Source organism: Sinorhizobium sp. M4_45 (assembly GCF_002885915.1).
Taxonomy (GTDB): Bacteria; Pseudomonadota; Alphaproteobacteria; order Rhizobiales; family Rhizobiaceae; genus Sinorhizobium; species Sinorhizobium meliloti_A.
The window spans coordinates 230,274-256,793 of sequence record NZ_NWVE01000008.1; the positions used below are offsets into that span (position 1 = coordinate 230,274).

Sequence of the window (26,520 nt, forward strand, 5' to 3'; positions counted from 1 at the left end):
CGTCGTTTTGTCTGGCCCGGGCAGGCATGCGGTCGTGAGGGACCCCAGCAATTTCAGGGTGCAATGCGCAGGCTTGTTGCGTGTACGATCCGGCAACGATCAAAAATCGCTCGTGGTCTCTGGAAAATGTGCTCCCCGGTGAATATCTGCAGGAGCGCAGCGGTGACCCGATCGCTGCACGAACGGCCGCGGGAGGCGGCGGGAGCCTTCTTTCACTGACGGGTACCCACTTCAGTGCTACCGCGAGCGAGCGATCGCTGCTTCGCGGTCGGCGCCGGTGGCGACCGTTGCCGCGACGATGAGGACATGGCATGAGCCCGATCAACGACAACGTTTCCCAAATCCTCCTGGACAAGGTCGCCGACTGGCTCATGCGAACCTCGCTCAGCGACGAAACACTCGAAACCATCGTGCGCGGTTTCTGCGAGCGGTTGGCGGCGGCGGGCCTGCCGCTCATGCGCGTCCATCTGTCTTTCTCGATGCTTCACCCGCTTTACGACGCCCTCGGCTTCACCTGGTGGCGAGGTCAGGGTGTCGAGGTGAGCGGTCTGCGCCATGAGGAATTGGCGCTCAATCCCGAGCGATTCCTGCACAGCCCGTATTATTACCTTCTCAGCAACAATCTCGATCATGTCAGGCGCCGGATCGATCCCGCCTTGCCCTCGGAGTTTCCGATTCTGGACGAGCTGAAGGAGCAGGGAGCGACCGACTACATAGCCTTCATGCAACCTCTTGGAGCCGAATCCGAACACGGAATGGTCGGCTCGTGGACGACGGACCGTCAGGGTGGTTTCAGCGACGACGTCATCGCAGCCCTTCTCAGACTTCAGAACCATCTGGCGATCGCTGCCAAAGTGGCCGTGCTCGGCAAGCTCGCCGACAACATGCTGACCACCTATCTTGGCGCCAATGCCGGGCGGCGCGTGATGAGCGGCCAGGTCCGGCGGGGCGACGGCGAGACGGTACGCGCAGTTCTCGTCATGGCGGATATGCGCCAGTCGACGATGCTTGCCGAAAAGGAAGGCCGGCAGGCCTATATCGAGTCGTTGAACGGATTCTTCGACGCGATCGCCACGCCCTTCAACCGCAACGGCGGACAGATACTGAGCTTCATCGGCGACGGCTTCATCGGCGTTTATCCCTGCGGCCGGCACAAGGAGCCGTCGGAGATGGCCAGCCGCGAGGCATTCGCCGCCGTGGGCGCGGCGACGGCGCGCATGGCCGCCCTCAACGCGGAACGCAGGACGCAGGGCCGCGACCCGATCGGCTACGGCATCGCCCTGCATGTCGGGAACGTCATGTTCGGCAATGTCGGCCTGCGCGACCGGCTGACCTTCTCGGTGTTCGGCTCTGCGGTGAACGAGGTACAGCGGCTGCAGAATCTGACGAAGAAATATGCCCACAACGTCGTCGCGAGCGAGGCCTTCGTGAATTATTGCGGCGGGGAATGGCAAACGCTCGGGCAGGAGAAACTGCGCGGGGTTCGTCAGAAGTTCACGGTCCTCTACCCGCGGGATACCGCACTTGCCGAAATCGCGCAGGAGCGGGCATATGATGCAACCGAGGATGGACTTTCCGAGGCGGAGCATGTCATGTTGCTCTACCGCAACAAGAAGCGGCCGCCCGGCCCGCGCGGTCTGATCGACAAGATGCTGCAATGAGGGGACCGATGTTTCGTATAGCTCTGCTGGCCGCGGCGATTGCCTTGCCGAGTCTCACGTATGCCCAGTCGGCGGAGGAGCCGGCAGTCTACGAACGGAAATTGTTCGATGGTTTCGAGGGCACGGATTTCGCGCCTGAAGGGGGGCTCTACTATCGCAAGAATTTCGAGCAGAGCGCCGGCACATACGAGTTCCAGAGCGCCGTCAAACGCACAGGCAACGGCGGGCTGAAGCTTAGCATCGTGCCGAATTGCCCGGCGGATCACGACGGCTGCAGCGAACGCGCGGAGATCTGGGAAAAGACTGAGTTGCGGGTGCCCTACGACAAGGGGGTCTGGTACGGCTTCTCGGTCAAGTTCGACGATCCGGTGCCGAGCGACGACCACCGCTATCTCATCGCACAGTGGAAGCGAGAGATCGATCCCGGTGCCGAGGGCGACTTCAGCCCCTTTCTGGCGCTGCGCATGAATTTTGGAAAGCTCTTCGCCACGGTCGAAACCAACGATCTGCCTCCGGTCACCGCCGGCCCTGATGGCGTAGCGGCGCGTTGCGCCCCAGGCCAGGCGCCGGTCTGGCTCCGTCCGGAAGTCAACCAGATGCGCATGCTGGTGGCGACCGACGGCAACTGGAAGCCGGAAGACGGCAGCCTCTTCAATTCATGCACGGACGGGATCACCATTACCAACCATGGCAATCCCTTGCCGGATCCGAAGTCCGGCTGGATCGATTTCGTCGTCTTCACGAAACCCGGTCCCGACGGCACGGGCCATATAGAGCTCTTTGCCAACGGCCAGCCGATCGTCTCCGTCAAAGGCCATGTGGGCCATGCGGACAAGGGTCTCGGTGAGAACCAGTACTTCAAGTTCGGACCTTATCGCGCCGCCGATACGACCGATTGGACGCTCTATTACGACGATTTCCGGCGTTCCCCGCGCTGCGAGGACGTCCTGACCAACGGCAGCTGCCCGTTCTCTTAATGCCGCTCCACGCTTACTGACCTTCCGGTGGCCTGCTGGACAGCCCGTTTAACCTAGGCTACTGTTTTTGAGTGGCAAAAAGTTACGGTGCCTCCGGCGGGGCGAGCTTTGCACGCGGGGTCAGACGCGCGGCGCTGCAGGAAGTGGCTGCATGATTTTATTTTGGGGGCGGCCTCGAGTTGGAATTGTGCAGGAGGGGTATTGAGGGAAGCGTGCTGCGATGACGTCAGGAGCGGACCTGCTGCGAGTTGAGGGTCTGCGGATCACATTCTCGGTGCTGGGCGGCGAGGTCGAAGCCGTTCGGGGAGCGAATTTCAGAATTCTGCCCGGAAGGGTGACCGCGCTTGTCGGCGAATCCGGGTCCGGCAAGTCGGCCATCAGCCAGGCGATCATGGGCATCCTGCCGAGCGTGGCAAGCGTCGGCGGCCGGGTGTTGTTCAACGATCCCGAAGCCGAGGCAAAGGGCGTCGACCTGCTTTCGCTGGATACGGACGGGCGCGATATCCAGGAGATCCGCGGCGCACGCATCAGCAAGATCTTCCAGGAGCCGATGACCTCGCTGTCGCCGCTTCACACGATCGGCAACCAGATCTCGGAAGTGCTGAAGATCCATACGGATACCGACAAGGCAGGGCGCCGCGAGAGGACGGAGGAACTGCTCGGCTATGTCGGCTTTTCCGATCCGAAGCGGGCCTACGACATGTATCCCTTCGAACTTTCCGGCGGCATGCGACAGCGCGCGATGATCGCGATGGCGCTGATCTGCCGACCGGCGCTGCTCATCGCGGACGAACCGACGACGGCCCTCGACGTGACGGTTCAGGCGCAAATATTGCAGCTTTTGCGCGAGCTTCAAAGCAAGCTCAACATGGCCATGCTTCTGATCACCCACGACCTCGGGGTCGTTGCCAACATGGCCGACGAGGTGGTCGTTATCTACCACGGCGAGATCGTCGAGGCAGGACCTGTGGATGCGATCTTCCGTAATCCCCGGCATCCCTATCTCAAGGGTTTGATGGCTGCCGTGCCGCACTTCGACATGAAACCGGGCGAGCGGCTGAAGGCGTTGCGCGAGGTGCCGGTGAAGGCCGGCGCGATCGTCGGCGACCGCGAAGTCAAGAAAGCCGCGGGTCCCAATGTCCTCGTGTCCGTCCGCAACCTTTCGAAGACGTTTTCCACGCGCAGCTCCGGCTGGTTCGGCAGCGGCACTGCATATCGGCATCGCGCTGTCGACAATGTCAGCTTCGACATCCGCCGCGGTGAATGCCTCGGGCTCGTCGGCGAAAGCGGCTGCGGCAAGACGACCGTGAGCAAGATCCTGATGCGGGCCGTGACGCCTGACAGGGGCACGATTACCTTCGACGACGGGGAGGGCGCGCTCGACGTCCTTAAGCTCGACGGCGGGGAACTCAAGGCTTTGCGGGCGAAGATCCAGATGGTCTTCCAGGATCCCGTCTCGTCGCTTTCGCCGCGCATGACGGTGAAGAACATCCTCAGCGAGCCGCTGGAGATTCACGGCCGAGGGACGCCGAAATCGCGTGAGGAACACGTTCGCTCCCTTTTGCAGGCGGTGGGGCTCGACCAGCGCTTCATCAATCGCTATCCCCACAGCTTCTCCGGCGGCCAACGGCAGCGCATCGGGATCGCCCGGGCGCTCGCGCTCGTGCCGCAGCTTCTGATCTGCGATGAACCCGTTTCTGCGCTCGATGTTTCTGTGCAGGCACAGATCCTGAACCTTCTCAAGGACTTGCAGAAAGAGCTCGGCCTGACGATGCTGTTCATCTCGCACAACCTCGCGGTCGTCGACTACATGGCCGACCGGATCGCGGTCATGTGCGCGGGCCGGATCGTGGAGCTGGCGCCGCGCGAGGTGCTGATGCGCAATCCGGTCCACCCCTACACGAAGTCGCTCCTCGCCGCCGTTCCCTATCCCGACCTCGACCGTAAGCTCGACTTCGATTCCCTTCAGGCGAGCGGCGGATCGGACCAGGAGCGCTGGGGCGCGCAATTTTCCGACGGCGGCGAGAACGGTGCTCTTATTCCCGCCGATCTCGGTGGCGGGCACTATGTCCTCGCCCGCAAATCGGTGGATGCCAGGGAGTTACGCCGATGATCACCCGAAGAACCGCGCTTGGCATTCTCGCTTCGGCTGCCTTTCCAAAAGCAATGCTCGCGGCCGCAGGCGGAACCGATGCGCTCGCCGCCCTCGTTCAGGAAGGCAAGCTTCCGCCGGTCGGCGAACGATTGCCGAAGACGCCAAGGGTGATCGATGTCGCGGCGATGGGACGAAAGGCCGGCCGCCACGGCGGCACGATCCGGAGCCTGATCGGCAGTGCGAAGGACATTCGCCTGATGACGATCTACGGCTATACCCGCCTGGTCGGCTACGACGAGAAGCTCAATCTCCAGCCCGACATTCTCGAAAGCTACGAGACGGTCGAGGATCGTATCTTCACCTTTCATCTGCGCGAGGGTCACAAGTGGTCGGACGGCACGCCGTTGACCGCCGAGGACTTCCGCTACTGCTTCGAAGACGTGCTCCTCAACGAGAATCTGACCCCGGCCGGCCTGCCGCCGGCGATGGTCATGGACGGGCAGGCGCCTAAGTTCGAAATCGTCGATGAGCGAACGGTTCGTTATTCCTGGCCGATGCCGAACCCGGTTTTCCTGCAGGAACTCGCCGCACCACAGCCGCTGGTCGTCGTCATGCCCTCGGCCTATTTGAAGCAGTTCCACACAAAATATCAGGACGAGGACAAGCTGAAGACGTTCCTGAAAGAACAGCGGGTCAAGAAGTGGAGCCAGCTGCACATGCGGATGGCGCGCTCTTACCGGCCCGAAAATCCGGATTTGCCGACCCTCGACCCGTGGCGCAACACCACGCCCCTGCCGGCCGAACAGTTCGTGTTCGAACGCAATCCCTATTACCATCGGGTGGACGAAAACGGCTTGCAACTGCCTTATATCGACCGGTTCGTGCTCAGCGTCAGTTCGTCCTCGCTCATTCCGGCGAAGGCCGGCACGGGCGAAAGCGACCTGCAGGCCTATGGGGTCGATTTCGTTGACTATACCTATCTCAAAGATGCGGAGAAGCGGCACCCGGTCGAGGTAAAGCTCTGGAAGAAGACGTCGGGGTCACGCCTGGCGCTGCTGCCGAACCTCAACTCTGCCGACCCGGTGTGGCGGCCGCTGCTCAGGGACGTGCGCGTCCGTCGTGCGCTGTCGCTTGCAATCGACCGTCGCGAAATCAACATGGCCGCCTTTTATGGGCTGACGAAGGAAAGCGCCGACACTGTGCTGCCTGAAAGTCCTCTCTTCCGGCCCGAATTCGCGAATGCCTGGATCGCCCATGATCCGGAACAGGCGAACGCGCTGCTCGACGCGGCCGGACTGGCCAAGCGCGGCGGCGACGGAATCCGTATTCTTCCCGACGGCCGAAAGGCGCAGATCGTCGTAGAGACGGCCGGCGAAAGCACGCTCGATACCGATGTACTGCAGCTCATAACCGATTACTGGCGTGAGGTCGGCATTTCGCTCTTCATTCGCACCTCGCAGCGCGACACCTTCCGCAGCCGCGCTGTCGGCGGCGAGATCATCATGTCGATGTGGTTCGGTCTCGACAACGGCGTGCCGACCGCGGACATGAGCCCCAGCCAGCTTGCACCGACCACGGACGACCAGCTGCAGTGGCCCGTCTGGGGATTGAACTATATGTCCCATGGCGAAATGGGCGAGGCACCCGACCTTCCCCCGGTCGTCGAGCTCCTCGACCTGCTCAAGCGCTGGAGGCATTCCGCGGACGATGCCGAGCGGGCCGACATCTGGAGACAGATGTTGTCCATCTACACGGACCAGGTCTTCTCTATCGGGCTGGTCAACAGCTCGCTGCAGCCGATCCTCGTCACGAAGAAGCTGCGCAATTTCCCCGATGAAGGGTTGTACGGTTTCGACCCGACGAGCTACTTCGGCGCCTACAAGCCCGACACCTTCTGGCTGGAACAGGACGACTGAGATGCTGCGGTACATTCTCTGGCGCATCGCAGTCATGGTCCCGACGCTCCTCATCATCTCCGCGCTCGTCTTCGCCATCATCGAACTGCCCCCGGGCGACTATTTCGAAAGCTACATTGCCGAGATCAGGGCGCAGGGCGAGGGCGTCAACATGGAACAGATCGAGGCGCTGCGTAAGCAGTACGGCTTCGACCAGCCGCCGATCCTGCGCTATGTCCACTGGGTCGCGGGGATGCTCCAGGGCGATTTCGGTTATTCCTTCGAATATGAATTGCCGGTGAGCGAGGTCGTCGGCGAGCGCCTGTGGCTCACGGTCCTGGTCTCCTTCGTCACCATCATCTTCACCTGGATCATCGCATTTCCGATCGGCCTCTATGCTGCCACGCACCAGTACAGCTGGGGCGACTACGGCCTGTCGCTGATCGGACTCATCGGCATCGCAATCCCGAATTTCATGCTCGCCCTGGTCCTCATGTATTTCGCCAATATCTGGTTCGGAACTTCGATCGGCCATTTGATGGACCAGAAGTATCTTTCCGAGCCGATGAGTTGGGAGAAGGCGAAGTCGATACTGGAGCATATCTGGATCCCGGTCATCATCGTCGGTGCGGCCGGCACTGCCGGCATGATCCGGCGCCTCAGGGCCAATCTGCTCGACGAACTCCAGAAGCAATATGTCGTGACCGCCCGCGCCAAGGGGCTTTCGCCCACGCGAACCCTGCTCAAATATCCGCTGCGCATGGCGCTCAATTTCTTCATTTCGGACATCGGGTCGATCCTGCCGGCGATCATTTCGGGTGCGGAAATCACGGCAATCGTGCTGTCCCTCGAAACCACCGGACCGATGCTGATCAAGGCGCTGCAGAGCCAGGACATGTATCTCGCCGGGTCGTTCCTGATGTTCCTCGCGTTCCTCACCGTGATCGGAGTGCTGGTTTCCGATCTGGCGCTCGCCGTCCTCGATCCTCGAATTCGTCTGCAAGGCAGGAGCACAAAGTGACGTCACCGATCCCGGCGCCCGGCGAGCCCCTTCCGCACTACGTTTCGACCGCGCCCTTCGACCCCTATTCCGTGGAGGTGATGACCGAGGAGCAGGTGCGGGTGAACCAGGCATCGCAGCTGCGTCTGATGTGGTGGAAGTTCAAGCGCCACAAGGTCGCGCTCGTCTCGGGCATCTTCCTCGCGATGCTCTACGGGATGATCCTGATCTGCGAGTTTCTCGCGCCCTACGACCTGCATACACGCAATGTCGATTTCATCTATGCGCCGCCGCAGAGCGTTCGCTTTTTCCATGAGGGTGAATTCGTCGGCCCCTTCGTCTACGGCCGGACGATGACGCTGGACATGGATACGCTGAAGCGCAACTACACGGACGATACGACGGCCGTCGAGCGGATCCGGTTCTTCTGCCGCGGGGACGACTACCGTTTCTGGGGTTTGTTCGAAAGCAATCTGCATCTGGTTTGCCCGGCGGAGGGAGGGCAGCTTTTCCTCCTGGGCACGGACCGTCTCGGTCGCGACGTGCTGTCGCGGATCATCTACGGCGCGCGGATATCGCTGACGATCGGACTTCTCGGCATCACCGTCAGCTTCGTTCTCGGCATCGTCATCGGCGGGCTTGCCGGATATCATGGCGGGATCTTCGACCTTGTGGTTCAGAGACTGATCGAAGTCCTGCAGTCGATACCGAGCATTCCGCTCTGGCTTTCCCTGGCGGCGATCATGCCGGCGACATGGAGCCCGCTTCTCATTTATCTGGGTATAACCGTCATCCTGGGCCTTCTCGACTGGACCGGCCTTGCGCGCGCCGTGCGCTCGAAGCTGCTGGCGCTCAGGGAGGAAGACTATGTCCTTGCCGCGCAGTTGATGGGCGCCAAAAGCGGACGCATCATAGGGCGCCACCTCGTTCCGGGCTTCATGTCCCATCTCATCGCCACGGCAACGATCTCCATACCCGGCATGATCCTTGGAGAAACGGCTTTGAGCTTCCTCGGTCTCGGCCTGCGTCCTCCGATAACCAGCTGGGGCATCCTGCTCACCGAGGCAAAGAGCGTCAGCGTCATTGCCTTCTATCCGTGGCTGCTTTTCCCCACGATCCCGGTCATTCTTGTGATATTGGCGTTCAACTTCCTGGGAGACGGGTTGCGCGACGCCGCCGATCCCTACAAATAAGCCCCGGTATCGCTGTTGGCTGCAAGCGATCGCTGCAATAGACTTCGACGTTTCTATTTTTGAGCGAAAGGTTTTTCGTATGACACGGCGCTTCGAGGATGCCCGCATCCTCATGTACAGCCACGATACCTTCGGGCTCGGCCATCTCAGACGTTGTCGCGCCATCGCCCATGCCCTGGTGGAAGATTACAGCGGACTGCAGATACTGATCATCTCCGGCGCGACAATCGCCGGCGCCTTCGATTATCGCGCCCGCGTCGACTTCGTGAAGATTCCGAGCGTCATAAAGCTCCGAAATGGCGAATATACTTCGCTGGACCGCCACATCGAGCTGCACGAAACGTTGAAAATGCGGCAGTCCATCATCCGCTCGACGGCGGAAAACTTCCGGCCGGATATTTTCGTCGTCGACAAGGAGCCGATGGGCCTGCGCGGCGAGGTGGAGGATACGCTCGCCTACCTGAAGACGCACGGCACCAGGCTGGTGCTTGGCCTAAGGGAAGTCATGGACTCGCCGCACCTCCTGGAAGAGGAATGGAAGCGACGCGACACGATGCGCAAGATCGAGCAGTTCTATGACTCGATTTGGGTCTACGGGCCGCCGGATTTCTACGATCCGCTGGTCGGGCTCGACGTGCCCGTTGCCGTGCGCGACCGCATGAACTTCGTCGGCTTTCTGCAAAGAAGCGTTTCCCACGACGCACTGCACGGCCATAAGCCGGAAGGCGACTACATACTGGTCACCACCGGCGGCGGCGGCGACGGATCCGACCTCATCCATGACGTGATCCACGCCTATCAGGAGGATCCCGAACTCACGCATAACGCGCTCGTCGTCCTCGGCCCCTACATGCCCGCAAAGCAGCGCAACAAGCTGATCAAGAAGGGAAGCAAGATCCCATTCATCAAGATAATCGAGTTCGACAATCGCATGGAGGAACTGGTAGCCGGCGCCAGGGGTGTGGTGTCAATGGGCGGCTACAACACCTATTGCGAGATCCTCTCTTTCGACAAGCCTGCTCTGATCGTGCCGCGTCTTCAGCCACGCGAAGAACAATTGATCCGCGCCCAGCGTGCCTCCGCACTTGGGCTCGTCGACATGCTGCTTCCGCAGGAAGCGGAGGAGCCGTTGCGCCTTGCCGCGGCCCTGAAGGCACTGCCGCAGCGCGCACCGCCGTCGCTCCGCGCCAATGGCCTGAGGCTGGAAGGCCTCGTCCACATATCCGACATCGTCGGCGAATGGCTCGATCACAGATCGAAGGAGCATTTGGCCGTCGTGAAAAGATCGAACTGAAGACACGTGTTACCGAAACCGAAGATCGCCGTCGTGCTGAAGGGTTATCCACGCCTTTCGGAAACGTTCATTGCGCAGGAACTGCTGGGCCTCGAAAGAGCAGGGCATGAGCTCGTCCTCGTCGCCCTTCGCCGTCCGACCGACAGGAAACGCCACCCCGTCCACGACGAAATACGCGCGGCCGTCCATTACCTGCCTGAATATCTGCATGAGGAGCCGTGGCGCGTTCTCCGCGCGCTGGTGAAGACCGTCCGGAAGCCCGGCTTCCGGCGGGTGCTCGGGCCGTTCCTCCGGGACCTCGCGCGAGACGTTTCACGCAACCGCTTCCGCCGTCTCGGCCAGGCGCTGGTGCTCGTCACCGAATGGCCGGAAGACGCCGCGTGGCTGCATGCCCATTTCATTCACACGCCGGCCTCGGTAACGGACTATGCCAGCATCATCACCGGCATACCCTGGACTTGCTCCGCCCATGCAAAGGACATCTGGACCTCCGAGGACTGGGAGCTTTCGGGCAAGCTCGACCGGGCCCGCTGGACGGTGACCTGCACCCGAAGCGGCTATGAGCATCTGCGGGACCTGTCGAAGGACCAGACCCGGGTCCATCTGAGCTATCACGGCCTCGATCTCGATCGTTTCCCGCCCTTCGAAGGCGAGCATACCCGGCGCGACGGCTCGGATCCCGACGATCCTGTGCGCATCGTCAGCGTCGGGCGCGCCGTTCCCAAGAAGGGATATGACGTCCTCCTGAAGGCGCTGGCGTTGTTGCCTGCGGATGCCCACTGGCGCTTCGAGCATATCGGTGCGGGAGAGCTCACCGGCGGACTCCAGGCGCTTGCTGCAAAGCTTGGCATCGAGGATCGCATCCGCTGGCACGGGGCGCTCGATCAAAAGGATGTTTTGGACCGTTACCGTGAGGCCGACATCTTCGCACTGGCCTGTCGGGTGACGGCCAATGGCGACCGCGACGGGCTGCCGAATGTGCTGGTGGAAGCGTCCAGCCAGCGGCTTGCCTGTATCTCGACCGCAGTCTCCGGCATTCCCGAACTTCTCGAAGATGGCAAAAACGGGCTGGTGGTGCCGCCGGAAAGCCCGGAGCCTCTTGCCGCGGCACTGGAGCGGCTGATCCGCGATCCGGAGCTTCGCCGGCGACTTGGCGCCGCCGGCGAACGGCGCGTGCGCAACGAGTTCGACCATCACTCCAGCGTCGGTCAGCTGGTCGGGCTCTTCGAAAGCGAATGGAGAAGAAGCCCTTGAGCGGACCTCGCGTCTTTTTCTATGTGCAGCATCTACTCGGTATCGGGCATCTGGCGCGCGCGAGCCGCATTGCCGGAGCGCTGGTCGAGCGGGAGTTCGAGGTCACGATGGTCACCGGCGGCACGCCGGTGCCGGGCTTTCCGGGGGAAGGCGTGCAGACCGTCGCACTGCCGGCGGTGACTGCCGGCGACAAAGGGTTTTCCGGACTTGTCGACGGCGACGGAAACCCGGTCACGGCCGCTTTTCAGGAGCACCGACGGGACCTGCTCATAGAGGCGTTCCGACGCGCGGAACCGGACGTCGTCATCATCGAGGCCTTCCCCTTCGGGCGTCGGCAGATGCGGTTCGAACTGCTGCCGCTGCTCGCTGAAATTGCGGCGAGCGACCGGCCGCCGCTCGTGGCGACGTCGCTGCGCGACATTCTGCAGGAGAGGGTCAAGCCTGGAAGGGCCGAGGAGACCGTCGAACTCGTCAAGGACCATTTCGACCTCGTACTCGTTCACGGCGATCCCGGATTCGCCCGTATAGAGGAAACATTTCCCCTTGCCGACGAAATCCGCGACAAGGTCGTCTACACGGGCCTCGTCGCCCCGCCGCCGCCGACCGAAGCGGCCGAGAAATTCGACATCGTGGTGTCGGCGGGCGGAGGCGCTGTCGGCAGGGAGCTGATCGGCGCGGCGCTCGAGGCCGCGAAGCTTTTGCCGAATGCGCTTCGCTGGTGTCTGATAACAGGTCCCAACCTGCCGCAGGCGGATTTCGACACATTCGCGGCCGCGGCTCCGGAGGGCGCCAGCCTGTTTCGTTTCCGGCGGGATTTCGGTGGCTTGCTCGGCGGTGCCCGCCTATCCGTTTCACAGGCCGGCTACAACACCGCGTGCGACATTCTGCGTGCCGGATGCGCGTGCCTCCTCATCCCCTTTACTGCGGGCGGCGAGACCGAACAGAGCATGCGCGCGGCACGGCTCGAACAGCTCGATCTCGCCGGGGTGCTGCCGGAGGAGGGGATCACGCCCGAGCTTCTGGCCGCGAAGGTGAGGGCGATGCTCGCACGACCGAGGCCGGCCATCCCGCCGCTCGACCTCGACGGAGCCGCCGGAACGGCGAGGATCATCGGCGAGCGGCTTTTGTCGAGGCAGCCATTTAGGTCACATTGATTTTAGGTCGGATCCCGCTCCAGGAGTTAGACCGAGCCGATCAGCATGAAGCGCGTGTATCTTCTCGTCGGCAGCGCTCCCGCGAAGTCGATCCGCGCGAGACGCGCCTGCGCTTGAAATTCTTCAAGCGACCTGACGCAGCTTATGTGGGTGGGTTCGCTGAAATAATCGTTCGATTGCAGGAGGACGTGCGTGCCGCGCGGGATTAGGTCCAGCCAGTTCCGCAGTTCGGCGAGGTGCTCGCAGCTCGTGTTGATCAGCAGATCCGCATTCAGGGCGCGATAGTCGAGCGTGTGCATATCGGCCGTCATCGCATTGAACCTGTCGCCGAAGGTTGCATTGAGCGTGCGCGCCACCGGCTCGACCGCGGGATCGAGGTCGCAGCTCACGACGAATTCGATGTCGAAGCGCGAATCTTCGAGCAGCATGGCCGACAGAACGCCGTACCAGCCGCCGAGCACGATGATCCGGCGACAATCGGCGCCGATGCTCTCGAAGAGCTTGTCGCGTGCCCACATCTTGCAGTCGACCTGCTTGTGGTTGAAGGCGTTGGCAATGTTTGCGTGCGGATGCTTCGCAATGACCCTGGCTATGCCACCGACGAGCCGGCTGCCGGAATACGCAGCCAACCCCCGGGCAAGGTCATGGGCGCTTTCGCGCCAATCTTCGGGAAGGCGGGAAGAGTGGCTGGCATGCGTCATGCGGCTGTTGTAAGCTCACGGCCAGTTGAGCGCAAGGCGCCGGAGTGGGCCGCAGGAGTGGAGGCAAGACGCCTGCGCAGATGAGCGGTACTGCATATCTATCGAGGCTTGACATAGCGCATCGCTTTGCTCTCATGCCGGGTAGTCACGATTTCGTGGAGGTAGCGCAGGCCCATTGACGATCAGGCGGACCGGCAGCAATTGCGGCGCTGCAGTCCGCCGGCAGAACAGCCGAGCGATCCCGAATTTCAGATAGGTCTCTTTACCGGCACATGGAACCACGTCTTTCCCGCTACATTTGGACTCACACCCGCAAGCAGCAGCTCTGGATATTGCTGGTCGTGGCGCTGTCGATGGTTCCCTATTTCCTGTCGTTCGATCTGCCGAAGCAGATCGTCAACGGACCGATCCAGGGTGCCGGTTTCGACGGCCCCGAGGCGACTCAACCGTTCCTGCCGATTTCGTTCAACCTGCCGTTCTTCGGTGAGGTCAACCTCTTCTCGGGTTTTGATCTCGGCAGGGAAGGCATGCTGCTGGCCTTGAGCCTGGTATTCCTGCTGCTCGTGATCATCAACGGGCTCTTCAAATTCTATATCAACACCTACAAGGGCCGGCTCGGCGAACGGCTTCTGCGCCGAATCCGCTTCGAGCTCGTCGACCGGGTCCTGCGCTTCCCCCCCGGCTATCTCAAGCGCGTGAAGCCGGCCGAAATCTCGACCATGATCAAGGACGAGGTGGAGCCGATGGGCGGCTTCACCGGAGACGCCTTCGTACAGCCCGCCCTTCTCGGCGGTCAGGCTCTGACGGCGCTGATCTTCATCCTCCTCCAGAGCTTCTGGCTGGGCATCATCGCAGCCTCCATAGTCGCCGTTCAGGCCATCATTATCCCGCGCATGCGCAGGCGCCTGCTGGTGCTCGGCCGCGAGCGTCAGTTGACGGCGCGTGAGCTGTCGGGGCGCGTCAGCGAGATCGTCGACGGCATCGGCACGATCCGCGCCCACGATACCTCCAATTTCGAGCGGGCCGACATTGCCGCGCGGCTCGGCCGGATATTCAAGATCCGCTACGATCTCTATCAGTGGAAGTTTCTGGTCAAATTCCTGAACAATTTCCTGGCCCAGGTGACGCCGTTCCTGTTCTATTCGATCGGCGGATATTTTGCGCTTCAGGGCCGGCTCGATATCGGCCAGCTTGTCGCCGTCATCGGCGCCTACAAGGACCTGCCGGGTCCTTTGAAGGAATTGATCGATTGGGACCAGGCGCGCCAGGATGTGCAGGTCAAATATGCCCAGGTCGTCGAACAGTTCAGCGTCGAACCGCTGATCGACCCCAAGGTGCAGGCGATTTCCCTCGACCCGGCAACGCCGCTCACCGGAGCGCTGGCGGCCGTCAACCTTTCGGTCGCCGACGACGGCGGCTCGAAGATCGTGGAGCATGTATCGCTGCAGATCCAGCCTGGCGAAACGGTCGCGGTCACCGGCGGTACGTCCGGAGGCGGCGAGGCGCTGGCCGAGGCTTTCGGCCGGCTGACCTGGCCCGCAACCGGGCGGATCGTCATAGGCGACGCCGATATTCACGAGCTGCCCGAGTCGGTGGTGGGCAGGCGAATATCCTACGCCTCCTCCGACGTCTTTGCCTTCCAGGGCAGTCTCGGCGACAATCTGCTCTACGGGCTCAAGCATGCTCCGTTGACGGAGGTCGCCTATGAGGGCGACAGGGAAGCTCAACGCAGGTGGGAGCTTGTGGAGGCGAAGCTCGCCGGCAATCCGCATTACGACCTGAACAGTGACTGGATCGATTACCCGGCCGCGGGCGCGACCGGGCCGGACGACCTCTTCGCGAAGATCAGAGCCGTGCTGGACGTCGTTCTCTTGAGCAATGATGTCCTGGCGCTTGCTGTCCGTTCAACGATCGATCCGACCGAGCACGAGGCTTTCGCCGGCGAGATCGTGGCGATGCGCAGCGCGCTTCGGCAAAGGCTCGAGGCCGAGAAGCTCAGCGACCTCGTCGTCTTCTTCGAGCCGGGCTCCTACAATGTCGAGGCGACCGTCGGGGAAAACCTGCTCTTCGGCACGGTCACCGACGGCAACCGATGGGAGAAGGCGCTCGAAGACCATCCCTTCTTCAAGACCGTTTTGAAGCGGGCGGGCCTGCACGAGACCTTCTACGAGATGGGGCTGGAAATCGCCGAGAACGTCGTGGAACTGTTCCGCGACTTGCCGCCGGACCACCCGTTCTTCCAGCAGCTCACCTTCATGACGGCCGAAGAAATCCCCGCCTACGAGGCGCTTCTCCAGAAGGTAAGGGGAAAGCCGCTCGAGGAGGTGTCCGAGGATGATGCCATCAGAATCATCCGCCTGTGTTTCGGCTATATCGAGCCGCGGCATCGCTTCGGTCTCCTGACGGACGATCTCATGCAGAAGATCGTCGAGGCACGCCGTGAGTTCAGCGACGGCCTCCCGGCCGATCTCGTCGGCATCATCGAGCATTACCAGCCGGACCGCTACATGGCCTCGGCGACGATCCTTGACAACGTGCTGTTCGGCCGCATCGGGCACAAGCACACGGACGGGTCCGAGCGGATACGCGCAATCGTGCGCGACCTGTTCGAGTCGCTTGGGCTTTACAACAAGGTGCTCGTGTTCGGGCTGGATTTCGACGTCGGCGCCGGCGGCAAGCGGTTGACGTCCGGCCAGCGCCAGAAGCTCAATCTCGCGCGTGCCCTGATCCGGGTTTCGGATTTCTATGTCTTCAACCAGCCGCTTCTGGCGCTCGACCAGCGCACGCAGGATCAGATCACCCGGAAGGCCTTCGCTTTCCTGAGGGATGGCGAGCGAAAGCCCGCTATATTGTGGGTCCTTGCCAATCAGGATCTGGCGGAACTCTTCGATCGCGTCGCCCATTTCGAAAACGGACGGTTGGCGCATGACGAACCGGTGGAAAAGCACTCAAGAGACAGCGACTACAAGGAACTGGCATCTTGATGTAATATTGTTGTCAGGAGGCAAGCATATGTTCCCGCCGGCCGGGTTAGAACCTGTTTGCACCAAGCGCGACGCATTCGGAGAAGCGGACTGTTATGCTCCTAAAAGATGAAGTGGAAATGCTGCGCCGGATAACGCTGTTTTCCGGACTTCCGCCTGCCAAGCTCAAGCTTCTGGCTTTCACCTCCGACCGGGTGATGTACAGTGCGGGAGAAGATCTGTTTCATCAGGGGGATATCGGCGACGCTGCCTATGTGATCCTTTCGGGCAATGCGGATGTGCTCGTTTCGACGCCGAGCGGACAGCTGAAGGTCGCCGAAGTGGAGCAGAATTCGATCGTTGGCGAAATCGCCATCCTCTGCAACACGCCGCGTACGGCAACCGTCAAGACGACCACCGCACTCGAAGCGTTGCGGATCCGGAAGGATGATTTCCTCAAACTGTTGGCTGATTTCCCGGAAATGGCAGTCGAGATCATGCGGGTGCTGGCCGACCGTCTCAGCCAGACGACTTCCGAGTTGACGGAGGCGCGCAGCCGCGCCCATAGGGCAGAGGCCTGAGTTTCGGCCACCCGTACCTGTCCCCCGCGACTTCCCGGAAAACGGTTCCGCTTTGTGAATTCATGCGCTAGAGAAGCGCGATGCGCGCGATCACCTATCACAAGCGAACCGTTTACTTTCCCGACAAGCCGGAAAAGGCACGCTTCTTCAGCCGCCTCCAGGCGGGCCAATGGGAGCCAGGCACCTTTCGCAATATCGCGCGCTTCGTCGACGAGAAAACGACCTATATCGATATCGGCGGGTGGATCGGCGTGACGCCCTATTGGGCGGCGCAAAGCGCCGACAATGTCATCGTTGTCGAACCCGACCCGGTTTGTTTCGGCATTCTCACCGAGATGAAGGACGGAAACGCCGGCGAGGTCGAACTCGTCAACGCGGCTCTCTCGCAGGACGAATGCCTCGTTCTCAATTCAGTGGGTGGCGGTTTCGGAAGCTCCGAAACGTCTGCGCTGATCGCCGACGACACCGGCATGTCCATCGAGGCAAAAACGATCACCATTCCCGAGCTTCAGGCGATGGCGAGGACCGAACGGCTTTGCTTCAAGATCGATATCGAGGGTTACGAGTATAAGGTGCTCGACCAGTTACGGGCGATCGACAGGAAGAGGACCGCGAGCGTGCTTCTCGCGGTGCATCCGCAGATCCTGGCAGCGTCGCTCTCCGGGCCTGCCATTCTGCGTCTGGCCAAGACTGCGGTGGCGACCCTCCGTCTGATAAGAAGTCTGCGCGGCTTTCGCCTGGAAAACCCGGCGGCGCTCTGGCGCGCGATACGCAAATCGATCTCCAGAGGTGAGATCAAGGGCTTCGACCTGCTCTTCGTCGCGCGGTAGGTGCCCGAGCGGCGATCGTTCCACAGCTTCCTGAGAAAAATGATTCGACAGGGCCAATCGGCTGATATATCGCTGATTAATCGTTTAATCAGCTTGCGGCGGAAGACTGGACCTTGGCACGTCCCGGACCTAAACTGACGAGGATAGCCACGACTCTCGGCGTCTCCGCGGCGACGGTTTCCAACGCGCTTTCGGGCAAGGGGCGTGTTTCGGCGGAACTCGCCGAAAAGATCCGCGCCACCGCGACGGAGCTCGGTTACGTGCCGAGCCAGGCGGGGCGGGCGCTCAGGACAGGCAGGAGCGGCGTTATCGGGCTGGTGCTGCCCGATATCAGCAATCCGCTTTTTCCCCAGATCGCCCAGGCCATCGAGTTCGCAGCGTCTTCTGCCGGCTACGGCGTGCTGATCGCCGATTCCCGCGGCGACGTCGCGGTCCAGACGAGGGCGATCGAGCGGCTCATCGAACGGGGCGTCGAGGGCATGGTCATCGTGCCGCGCCGCGGGACGCGCATTGCCGATGTCGGTTGCCCGGTTGCAGTGGTGGACACGCCGTCGACGCCAGGCAACACGGTGGCTGCGGATCACTGGGACGGTGGACGCCAGATCGCCGAACATCTCGTGGAGCTCGGCCACCGGCGCCTGCTGATCATCGGAAACAATCCAGCCTCGAACGTACAGAACGACCGCATCGGCGGCCTTCGCTCGGCTTTGGGTGAAGGCGTGCGCGCCGAGACGCTGTGGATCGAGCGGCTGGAGCAGCTACACGGCAAGGGCTGTTCGCTCGGGCTCGCCGGGAAGGTGGCGGAAGGCGTGACGGCCTTTGCGGCCGTCTCGGATCTGCATGCGCTGCGCGCGCTGACGGAACTGCAGCGCGCCGGCATCCATGTTCCGGAACAGGCGAGCGTCACCGGCTTCGACGACCTGATCTGGTCGCCGGTGGTGACGCCGGCGCTGACCACGATCCGGATGGATATGGCGCGCATCGCGACGCTCGCGGTCGAGGCGCTGGTGCAGGCGATCGGCGCCAGCGAAGCCGAATCCGACGGCACGCCCGTTGCCGCCACCATTTCGAAAGTGCCCATGCAACTCGTCGTCCGCCACTCCACGGCGGCGCCACCCCCCAACGTGCAGCCACCCCCCAACGTGCAGCCAACCATTGTCAGCGAAGGAGAACCGCAGCCATGAAGAACATCCTGCTCGCCTCGAGCGCACTTCTCTTGATCGGCGCCCATGCCGCATCCGCTCAGGAGAAGACCCTGACCATCTCCGTCTACGGCTTCGCCCAGGACGCGTTCAAGGAGCTGGTCTATGATCCCTTCGAAACCAAGTGCGGCTGCAAGCTCGTGGTCGAAACCGGCAACAGCGTCGAGCGCCTCGCCAAGATGGAGGCCAACAAGGCAAATCCGGTCATCGACATGGCAGTCGTTTCCATGGCGGACGCGCTTTCCGCTACGAGGGCCGGCCTGATCGAAAAGATCGATACCTCGAAGCTCGGCAATTTCGACAAGCTCTACGACATCGCCAAGGATCCGAACGGCGACGGCATGAGCGTCGGCTACACTTTCTACGCCACCTCGATCGTCTATCGGTCCGATAAGGTGGAAGTCACGTCCTGGGCCGATCTGCTCGGCGACAAGCTCGCCGGCCATGTGGCTCTCCCGAACGTCACGACCAATCAGGGCCCGCCCACGCTCTACATGATCGGTGAGGCGCTGGGGCAGAATGCGCCTGACCTCAAGGCTGCGATCGCCGCCGTCGGCGAGAAGAAGGACGATATCGTCACTTTCTACGTCAAATCCTCGCAACTCGTGCAGTTGATGCAGCAGGAAGAAATCTGGGCAGCGCCGATCGGCCGTTTCTCCTGGGAGGGCTTCACCAAGATGGATCTGCCGATCAAGTGGGCGACTCCGAAGGAGGGCCAGACCGGCGGCATGAACGTCATGGTTCTGGCCAAGGGCTCGAAGAACCAGGATCTGGCGCTTCAGTTCATGGATTTCTGGCTGTCGACGGAAATCCAGACGGCGCTCGCCGAAAAGCTGGTCGACAGCCCGGCCAACAAGGAGGTGAAAGTCTCGCCCGAGATCGCCGAGAATCTCACCTACGGCGAAGAGACGGTCAAGAACCTGAAACTGATCCCGTCGGCCGTGGCGCTCGACAACCGGGAAGCCTGGCTTTCCGAATGGAACGCCAAGGTCGGCCAGTAAGAGCCGGGCTCCTGTTTCGCGCGACGCCAGAACCTGCCGGCGTCGCGCCACGTATCCAACGGCGGCACTGCCGCGGAAAGGCGTAGAGATGTTCCACAACCGGGCCGAGGCGCTGGCGCTTGCCTTGCCGGCGGCCGTGTTCGCCGCCGTCGTCTTTCTGGCGCCGGTTGTCATCCTGCTCGCCGAAGGCTTCCGCAATGCGGAGGGCTGGTCGGTATCCGCCTATACCGGCTTCCTTTCCGATCCGCTCAACCGGACGGTGTTCCTGCGCACGCTTCGGCTCGGCGCGACGGTAACCGTGGTCGCGGCCGTCATCGGCTATGCCGCTGCCTTTGCCATCGTCAACCTGCCGCCGAAAGGCAAGGGCCGGATGATCGGCCTCGTCGTCCTGCCGCTGATGATATCGCCGGTTGCGCGCACCTATGCCTGGATCGTCATTCTGGGAAGGACCGGGATCGTCAATCAGGCACTGACGAGCGTCGGCCTGACGGACGAACCGGTGCGCTTCCTGTTCACGGAGACGGCGGTCTTCGTCGGACTCCTGCAGCTCTTCCTGCCGCTGATGATCCTGGCTCTGATCAGCGCGCTCGAAAACATGCCGAAGGACGCGATCCCCGCCGCGCGGGTGCTCGGCGCCAATTGGTTTCAGGTCTTCTGGAAGGTCATTTTGCCGCTCACCAAGGAAGGTCTGGTGATCGGCGGAACGCTCGTCTTCACCGGCTCCCTGACAGCCTATATCACGCCGGCGATCCTCGGGGGCTCCAAGGTCCTGATGCTGGAGACGCTCCTCTATCAGCGTGTGACCGTCGCCAATGATTTCGTCTCCGCAAGCGTCATCGCCTTCATCCTGATCGTCATGAGCTTCGCAGCCAACCTTCTCTTGAAGCGGCTCGCCACCGCGAGGAGCAAGCGATGAATTCCCGTCTTTTCCCGGTAACGGTGCTCGTACTCGTCACCGCGTTTCTGATCGGCCCCTTCTTCATCATCGTCGCGGCATCCCTGTCGGGGGGCGAAACGCTTGCCTTTCCGCCGCAAGGCCTGTCGCTGAAATGGGTCGCAAAGGTCTTCGAGGTCGAGAGCTTCCGCGAGAGCTTCACCATGTCGATGCTGCTTGCCATCGGCGGGACGGCTGCCGCGCTCACCCTCGGCATCCCGGCATCCTACGCGCTTTCGCGTTACCGGCTGCCATTCGGCGAAACGGTGCGCACCGTCGTCTCCCTGCCGATCATCGTGCCCGGCATCATCGTCGGCCTCGCGCTGCTGCGCTATCTCGTCGTTCCCTTCGGCTTCAACATCACGCTCGCGCTCTTCCTGGCACACACGGCGCTCGTCTTGCCCTATGCGGTGCGCGTCGTCTCGGCGAGCCTCAACAATCTGCGCTCCGATATCGAGGAGGCCGCCGTGCTGCTCGGCTCGTCGCGCGCCGGCGCCTTTTTCCGTGTGGTCATGCCGAATATCCGCAGCGGCATTCTCGCCGCCTTCATCCTCGGCTTCGTCACCAGCTTCAATCAGGTGCCGGTTTCGCTGTTCCTTTCCGGCCCCGGCGTGCGCACCCTGCCGATCGACATGCTCTCCTACATGGAGATCACCTATGATCCGTCGGTCGCGGCGCTGTCGGCGCTTCTCGCCTTCATGTCCATCGGCATCGTCTTCCTCGCCGAGCGTTTCCTAGGATTTTCCCGCTATGTCTGACCCCGCCTTCCTCAGCCTCGAAAAACTGACGCTCGCCTATGGCGACACCGTCGCGGTGAAGGATCTCGATCTGTCGATCCGAAAAGGCGAGCTTGTCGCCTTTCTCGGACCTTCGGGCTGCGGCAAGACCACGACGATGCGCTCCATCGCCGGCCTGCTGAAGCCGCAATCGGGCCGCATCAGCCTCGACGGCGCCGACATCACCCGCGTTGCCGCGAACAGGCGTTCCGTCGGGCTTGTCTTCCAGTCCTATGCGCTATTCCCGCATCTCACCGTCTTCGAGAATGTCGCCTTCGGTCTGCGGCTGAAGGGCCTCTCCGGCGCGGAGCTCGAATCCCGTGTCGGGACCGGCCTGAAATCCGTCGGGCTGACGAGCTTTGCCGACCGGAAACCGGCCGAGCTTTCCGGCGGCCAGCAGCAGCGCGTAGCACTTGCCCGCTCTATGGTGATGGAGCCGAAGGTGCTTCTTCTCGACGAGCCGCTTTCCAACCTCGACGCGCGGCTAAGGCTCGAGATGCGCACGGAACTGCAGCGGGTCCAGAGGGAAACCGGCGTCACGATGATCTTCGTCACCCATGATCAGGGCGAGGCGCTGTCACTGGCCGACCGCATCGTGGTGATGCTCAACGGTGCGATCGAGCAGATCGGCACGCCGGAAGAGATCTATAACCGGCCGGCCTCCGCCTTCGTGGCCGATTTCGTCGGCTTCGAGAATATCTTTGCCATCGAGAACGGCAAATTGCGCGCCGGAAACGGCCCGATCGAGCTTCCCGGGCCTTTGCCGCACGATGCGGCTGGGCTTGCCTGGCGCCCGCGCATGGTGACCCTGGGGTCGGGCCCTTTCACAGGCACAGTGCGCGGGGCCTCTTTTTCGGGCAGCACGCGCGAATACCTGCTCGATACGCCGCTCGGTGCACTGAAGGCCGAAGTGGATGCGGCCGTGCCCGCGCATGCCGCAGGCACCACGCTCGCCTTCGATCTGCCGGTCGAAAAGGCCGCGAGGCTGGAAAGGTTCAATTGATCCGCCATGGGCATCTGGATCGACACGGATATGGGCTTCGACGACATCGCCGCGATGCTCGTCGTCCTTCACGCCGGTGAGGCCGTCGACGGCGTCTCGCTGGTCTACGGCAATGTGCCGCTCGGGCAGGTGAAGCGCAACGCCGCGGCAGCAGCGCAGGCTTTCGGTTGGACCTTTCCGATCCATCAGGGACGGGCGCTACCCGTGCTCGGGAAGCTCGAGACGGCGGAGCGCATCCTTGGCAGGACCGGCATTCCGACGGCGGGACTGAGCCTCCCCGATGCACCCGCCCTGCCGGATAGCGACGCGTTCCTTGCTCTCTGCCGCTGGCTGGAGGACGGCGACGGTCCGCATCGTATCCTGGCGCTCGGGCCGCTGACCAATATCGCTGCCCTTGCTCTGGCACGTCCCGACCTCGCCGCGCGGATCGACGAGCTCACCTGGATGGGTGGCGGTGTTTCCAGCGGCAATCATACGGCGTCCGCCGAATTCAACGCCTTTGCTGATCCGGAAGCGCTTGCCATCGTGCTTGCCCACGGCGTGCCGTTCCGGATGGTCGATCTCGACCTCTGCCGGAAGGTCATCGCCTATCCGGACGATGTGGAAGCCATGCGCACCGCAGGTGGCGCGAAGGCCGCGCTGCTTGCCGACCTTCTCGCCGGCTACGTCGCGATCGGCACGAGCCGTGGAAGGGCGGGCATGGCGATCTACGATCCCTGCGCAGCCGTTGCGCTGGTCGATGGAAACGCTGTGTCGTTTCGCCCGGCGCGAATCGATGTCGAGCTTGCCGGTGCATTGACGCGCGGCCGGACGGTGGTCGAGACGCGGGGGAGCCACGAGACATTCAACGCCCATTATGCGGTCGACGTCGATGCGGAACGTGTCCGCGGGCACCTGCTGGGTGCGCTCGCCAAGGAAGCCGCCGGATGAAGGACCTGCAGCAACCCGCCGACCTCGATCACGCCGGCTTGCGGGCGCGCGCAGTTGCCGCCGCACGCGGAGATGCGCCCTTCGACGTGCTCGTGGCCGGCGGCTCGGTCGTGGATGTCGTGACGGGCGAATGCCGGGCGGCGGATGTGGGGATCGTCGGTGCGCTCATCGCGAGCGTCCATACACCCGAGTCGCGCAGCGACGCGGACACGGTCATCGATGCGGCGGGAGCCTACCTTTCGCCCGGCCTTATCGACACGCATATGCATGTCGAAAGCTCGATGGTGACGCCCGCGGTCTACGCTGCCGCCGTGGTGCCGCGCGGCGTGACCACAGTCGTCTGGGACCCGCACGAACTGGGAAATGTGAGCGGACTTGCCGGCGTGCGCTGGGCTGTCGACGCAATGGGCGGTCTGCCCTTGCGCGCCGTGGTGCTGGCGCCGTCCTGCGTGCCCTCCGCTCCCGGTCTGGAGGTCGCCGGCGCGGATTTCGACGCCGATGCCGTCGCGGAAATGCTGTCCTGGCCGGAGATCGGCGGGATTGCCGAGGTCATGAACATGCGCGGCGTCATCGACGGCGATCCGCGCATGACTGCGATCGTCGAGGCGGGGCTGAAGGCGGGCAAACAGGTCAACGGGCATGCGCGCGGCCTGGCGGGAGCCGATCTGCAGGCCTTCGTGACGGCAGGCGTCAGCTCCGATCACGAACTCGTCTCCGGCGACGACCTGATAGCGAAGCTCCGCGCGGGACTGACCATCGAGCTGCGCGGCTCGCACGATCACCTTCTTCCCGAGTTCGTGACGGCGCTCGGTGCTTTCGGGCATCTGCCGCAGACGGTCACACTTTGTACCGACGACGTGTTCCCGGACGATCTTCACCGCGACGGCGGCCTCGACGACGTGGTCCGCCGCCTCGTGCGCTACGGGCTCAAGGCCGAGTGGGCGCTGCAGGCGGCAACCCTCAATGCCGCCCGGCGGCTGGGAAGGGCCGATCTCGGCCTGATCGCTCCGGGTCGCCGTGCCGACATCGTGCTCTTCGAGGACATTCGTGATTTCCGCGCACTGCATGTGCTGGCGAACGGCAGGCTGGTGGCGAGCGGCGGTGGGATGCTTCAGGCGCCCGTCGCGGCCGATGTCTCGCCCTTGCGCAACACGATGAAGATCGAACCGCTGACAGAGGACGACTTTCGCATCGCTGCCACGGGCAGCACGGCGCGCGTCGTGACGATCGACCGGCCGCGCTTCACCCGATGGGGCGAGACGAGAGCCGGGGTTTCGGGCGGATGTCTGGTGCCGCCGAAGGGTACGACGCTGATTGCCGTCGCTCATCGGCATGGCCGCGCCGACAGCCGTCCGCGGGTCGGTTTGCTTGAAGGCTGGGGCGAGTGGCGCGGCGCCTTTGCGACGACGGTTTCGCATGACAGCCACAATCTGACGGTCTTCGGCGGCAACCCCCGCGACATGATGGTTGCGGCCAATGCGGTGATTGAAGCCGGCGGCGGGATGGCCGTCGCTGCCGAAGGCAAGGTCGAGGCGCTGCTGCCTCTACCGCTTTGCGGGCTTGTTTCGGATATGTCGCTGGCCGAAGTCGCAGCAGGGTTCGCGGCCATTCGCGAGGCTGCCGGCGGAATCGTGGAGTGGCAGCCTCCTTATCTCGTGTTCAAGGCCTGCTTCGGGGCGACGCTCGCCTGCAATGCCGGGCCGCACCAGACGGATCGGGGCATTGCCGACGTAGCGACCGGCAAGCTGCTCGAAAGCCCGGTCCTGGAGACGTCCTGACGCTCTTCAGGCCTTGAGCTCCTGTTCCACCAGCGCGGTCCAGAAGGCAGCGCCGGGACCGATCGCCGCGTCGTTGAAGTCGTAGGCGCTGTTGTGGTGCAGCGCGCCGTCGACGGCGGGGCCATTGCCGAGCCAGACATAGCAGCCGGGCGCCTCCAGCGCAAAGAAGGCGAAGTCGTCCCCGGCGGTCGAGGGCGGGAAGCTGGTCAGCGCCTTCTCGCCGAAGACGGACCGGGCGGCCGAAAGTGCGCGCGCCGTCGCGTCCGGATCGTTGACGACCGGGGGAATACGCCGCTCGAAACGATAATCGGCCTCGATTCCGTACATCGCCGCGGTCCCCTGCGCCAACCGGTCGATCTCTTCTTGCAGCTGGTCGCGCACATGCGGCGTATAGGCACGCGCCGTGCCGCCGATCTCGACCGTATCCGGAATGACGTTCAGGGCTTTCGGATCGCCTGCTTGCAGCGCGCAGGCGCTGACGACCGCCGGCTGCAGCGGGTCGACGACCCGGCCGACCACAGTTTGCAGGGAAGCAAGAAACGTCCCTGCCGCCGTGATCGGATCGCGGCCGAGATGCGGCTTGGCGCCGTGCGTGCCGACGCCGCGGAAGGTGAGGCGCCAGCTGTCCGACGAGGCAAGCTGCGGCCCCGCCACGACGGCCATCTCGTCCACTGCGAGGCCCGGCATGTTGTGCAATCCATAGACCGCGTCGCAAGGGAAAAGGTCGAACAGCCCGTCCTCCACCATGCGCCTGGCGCCGCCGCGGCCTTCCTCGGCAGGCTGGAAGATGAAATGGACCGTTCCCGAGAAGTCACGCGTCGCCGCAAGGTGGCGCGCAGCGCCGAGCAGCATCGTCGTATGGCCGTCATGGCCGCAGGCATGCATCTTCCCCGCTATCTTGGATTTGTAAGGCCGATCGGCGAGTTCCGGCATCGCGAGCGCATCCATGTCGGCGCGCAGGCCGATCGCGCGCGTGCCGTTGCCGACCTGCAGCGTGCCCACGACGCCTGTCTTGCCGAGGCCGCGGTGGACCTTGACGCCTGCTTCTTCGAGGAGCCTCGCTACGAGATCGCTCGTCCGCTCTTCCTCGAAACCGAGTTCGGGATAAGCGTGCAGGTCGCGGCGAAAGGCCGTGAGAAAGGTGAGATCGTCGACAATCCCGGGGGGCACGCGCATCGGCAGGCATTCCTTGAGCAGTCTGGAAAGGGCCTGAATTCCCCAGCTTTTGGCGCTAGGGTGTGCCCTTTCGGTTTGATCGAAGCGGCAATGGGTATAGACGAAAAACTCTGGGATCAGAA

At 62.9% G+C, this 26,520-nt stretch carries 21 protein-coding genes; 19 read left to right on the top strand and 2 right to left on the bottom strand.

Features of this window, described 5'->3' with window-relative positions; genetic code table 11:
• Positions 1–311 precede the first annotated feature (311 nt).
• The 9 genes from CN933_RS21995 (at position 312) to CN933_RS22035 (ending at position 12,523) form a co-directional block, all read left to right on the top strand.
• Positions 312–1,661, top strand: coding sequence for an adenylate/guanylate cyclase domain-containing protein (locus CN933_RS21995; RefSeq protein WP_102762358.1), 1,350 nt, complete (start codon positions 312–314; stop codon positions 1,659–1,661).
• A gap of 8 nt (positions 1,662–1,669) precedes the next feature.
• The gene (locus tag CN933_RS22000; RefSeq protein WP_102762359.1) at positions 1,670–2,638 is read left to right on the top strand and encodes a polysaccharide lyase family 20 protein; all 969 of its coding nucleotides are present in this window, start codon (positions 1,670–1,672) and stop codon (positions 2,636–2,638) included.
• 220 nt (positions 2,639–2,858) lie between these two features.
• Entirely contained in the window at positions 2,859–4,751 is a 1,893-nt protein-coding gene (locus CN933_RS22005; protein WP_018097083.1) for an ABC transporter ATP-binding protein, read from the top strand.
• Positions 4,748–6,649 (top strand): ABC transporter substrate-binding protein, encoded by a 1,902-nt coding sequence (locus CN933_RS22010; protein WP_018097082.1) that lies wholly within the window; start codon positions 4,748–4,750, stop codon positions 6,647–6,649. The genes CN933_RS22005 and CN933_RS22010 overlap by 4 nt, the downstream gene beginning before the upstream one ends.
• A gap of 1 nt (position 6,650) precedes the next feature.
• Positions 6,651–7,649 carry an ABC transporter permease gene (locus CN933_RS22015; RefSeq protein ID WP_018097081.1) on the top strand — a complete coding sequence of 333 codons (999 nt, stop codon included), beginning with the start codon at positions 6,651–6,653 and terminating at the stop codon, positions 7,647–7,649.
• Complete coding sequence (locus CN933_RS22020; protein ID WP_018097080.1) at positions 7,646–8,821, top strand: ABC transporter permease; 1,176 nt, start codon at positions 7,646–7,648, stop codon at positions 8,819–8,821. Before CN933_RS22015 ends, CN933_RS22020 begins: the two co-directional genes overlap by 4 nt.
• A gap of 79 nt (positions 8,822–8,900) precedes the next feature.
• Complete coding sequence (locus CN933_RS22025; RefSeq protein ID WP_018097079.1) at positions 8,901–10,115, top strand: glycosyltransferase family protein; 1,215 nt, start codon at positions 8,901–8,903, stop codon at positions 10,113–10,115.
• A gap of 6 nt (positions 10,116–10,121) precedes the next feature.
• Positions 10,122–11,369, top strand: a complete 1,248-nt coding sequence (locus CN933_RS22030) for a glycosyltransferase family 4 protein (protein ID WP_102762360.1) — start codon at positions 10,122–10,124, stop codon at positions 11,367–11,369.
• Positions 11,351–12,523, top strand: a complete 1,173-nt coding sequence (locus CN933_RS22035; protein ID WP_180980780.1) for a glycosyltransferase family protein — start codon at positions 11,351–11,353, stop codon at positions 12,521–12,523. Before CN933_RS22030 ends, CN933_RS22035 begins: the two co-directional genes overlap by 19 nt.
• Positions 12,524–12,549: 26 nt before the next feature.
• Here CN933_RS22035 and CN933_RS31590 read toward each other — a convergent pair whose 3' ends face one another.
• The gene (locus CN933_RS31590) at positions 12,550–13,224 is read right to left on the bottom strand and encodes a class I SAM-dependent methyltransferase (RefSeq protein ID WP_180980781.1); all 675 of its coding nucleotides are present in this window, start codon (positions 13,222–13,224) and stop codon (positions 12,550–12,552) included.
• Positions 13,225–13,496: 272 nt separating this feature from the next.
• Between CN933_RS31590 and CN933_RS22045 the strand changes: the two genes are divergently transcribed.
• The 10 genes from CN933_RS22045 (at position 13,497) to CN933_RS22090 (ending at position 25,222) form a co-directional block, all read left to right on the top strand.
• The gene (locus tag CN933_RS22045) at positions 13,497–16,208 is read left to right on the top strand and encodes an ABC transporter ATP-binding protein (protein ID WP_102762361.1); all 2,712 of its coding nucleotides are present in this window, start codon (positions 13,497–13,499) and stop codon (positions 16,206–16,208) included.
• Positions 16,209–16,303: 95 nt separating this feature from the next.
• Positions 16,304–16,768, top strand: a complete 465-nt coding sequence (locus tag CN933_RS22050; protein WP_102762362.1) for a cyclic nucleotide-binding domain-containing protein — start codon at positions 16,304–16,306, stop codon at positions 16,766–16,768.
• A gap of 80 nt (positions 16,769–16,848) precedes the next feature.
• A complete protein-coding gene (locus CN933_RS22055) occupies positions 16,849–17,598 on the top strand; it encodes an FkbM family methyltransferase (protein ID WP_102762363.1) in 750 nt (249 codons plus the stop codon).
• Between the two features lie 113 nt (positions 17,599–17,711).
• Positions 17,712–18,782, top strand: a complete 1,071-nt coding sequence (locus tag CN933_RS22060; RefSeq protein ID WP_102762364.1) for a LacI family DNA-binding transcriptional regulator — start codon at positions 17,712–17,714, stop codon at positions 18,780–18,782.
• Positions 18,779–19,801 (top strand): ABC transporter substrate-binding protein, encoded by a 1,023-nt coding sequence (locus tag CN933_RS22065; protein ID WP_102762365.1) that lies wholly within the window; start codon positions 18,779–18,781, stop codon positions 19,799–19,801. Before CN933_RS22060 ends, CN933_RS22065 begins: the two co-directional genes overlap by 4 nt.
• Before the next feature lie 88 nt (positions 19,802–19,889).
• A complete protein-coding gene (locus CN933_RS22070; RefSeq protein ID WP_018097071.1) occupies positions 19,890–20,717 on the top strand; it encodes an ABC transporter permease in 828 nt (275 codons plus the stop codon).
• Positions 20,714–21,493: an ABC transporter permease gene (locus CN933_RS22075; protein ID WP_102762366.1), complete on the top strand. Its 780-nt coding sequence runs from the start codon at positions 20,714–20,716 to the stop codon at positions 21,491–21,493. The genes CN933_RS22070 and CN933_RS22075 overlap by 4 nt, the downstream gene beginning before the upstream one ends.
• The gene (locus tag CN933_RS22080; RefSeq protein WP_102762367.1) at positions 21,486–22,514 is read left to right on the top strand and encodes an ABC transporter ATP-binding protein; all 1,029 of its coding nucleotides are present in this window, start codon (positions 21,486–21,488) and stop codon (positions 22,512–22,514) included. The genes CN933_RS22075 and CN933_RS22080 overlap by 8 nt, the downstream gene beginning before the upstream one ends.
• Before the next feature lie 6 nt (positions 22,515–22,520).
• The gene (locus tag CN933_RS22085) at positions 22,521–23,444 is read left to right on the top strand and encodes a nucleoside hydrolase (protein WP_102762368.1); all 924 of its coding nucleotides are present in this window, start codon (positions 22,521–22,523) and stop codon (positions 23,442–23,444) included.
• Positions 23,441–25,222 carry an adenine deaminase gene (locus CN933_RS22090; RefSeq protein WP_102762369.1) on the top strand — a complete coding sequence of 594 codons (1,782 nt, stop codon included), beginning with the start codon at positions 23,441–23,443 and terminating at the stop codon, positions 25,220–25,222. Before CN933_RS22085 ends, CN933_RS22090 begins: the two co-directional genes overlap by 4 nt.
• A gap of 6 nt (positions 25,223–25,228) precedes the next feature.
• Here the strand turns inward: CN933_RS22090 and CN933_RS22095 are convergent, their stop codons facing one another.
• The gene (locus tag CN933_RS22095) at positions 25,229–26,398 is read right to left on the bottom strand and encodes a M20 aminoacylase family protein (protein ID WP_102762370.1); all 1,170 of its coding nucleotides are present in this window, start codon (positions 26,396–26,398) and stop codon (positions 25,229–25,231) included.
• Positions 26,399–26,520 lie beyond the last annotated feature (122 nt).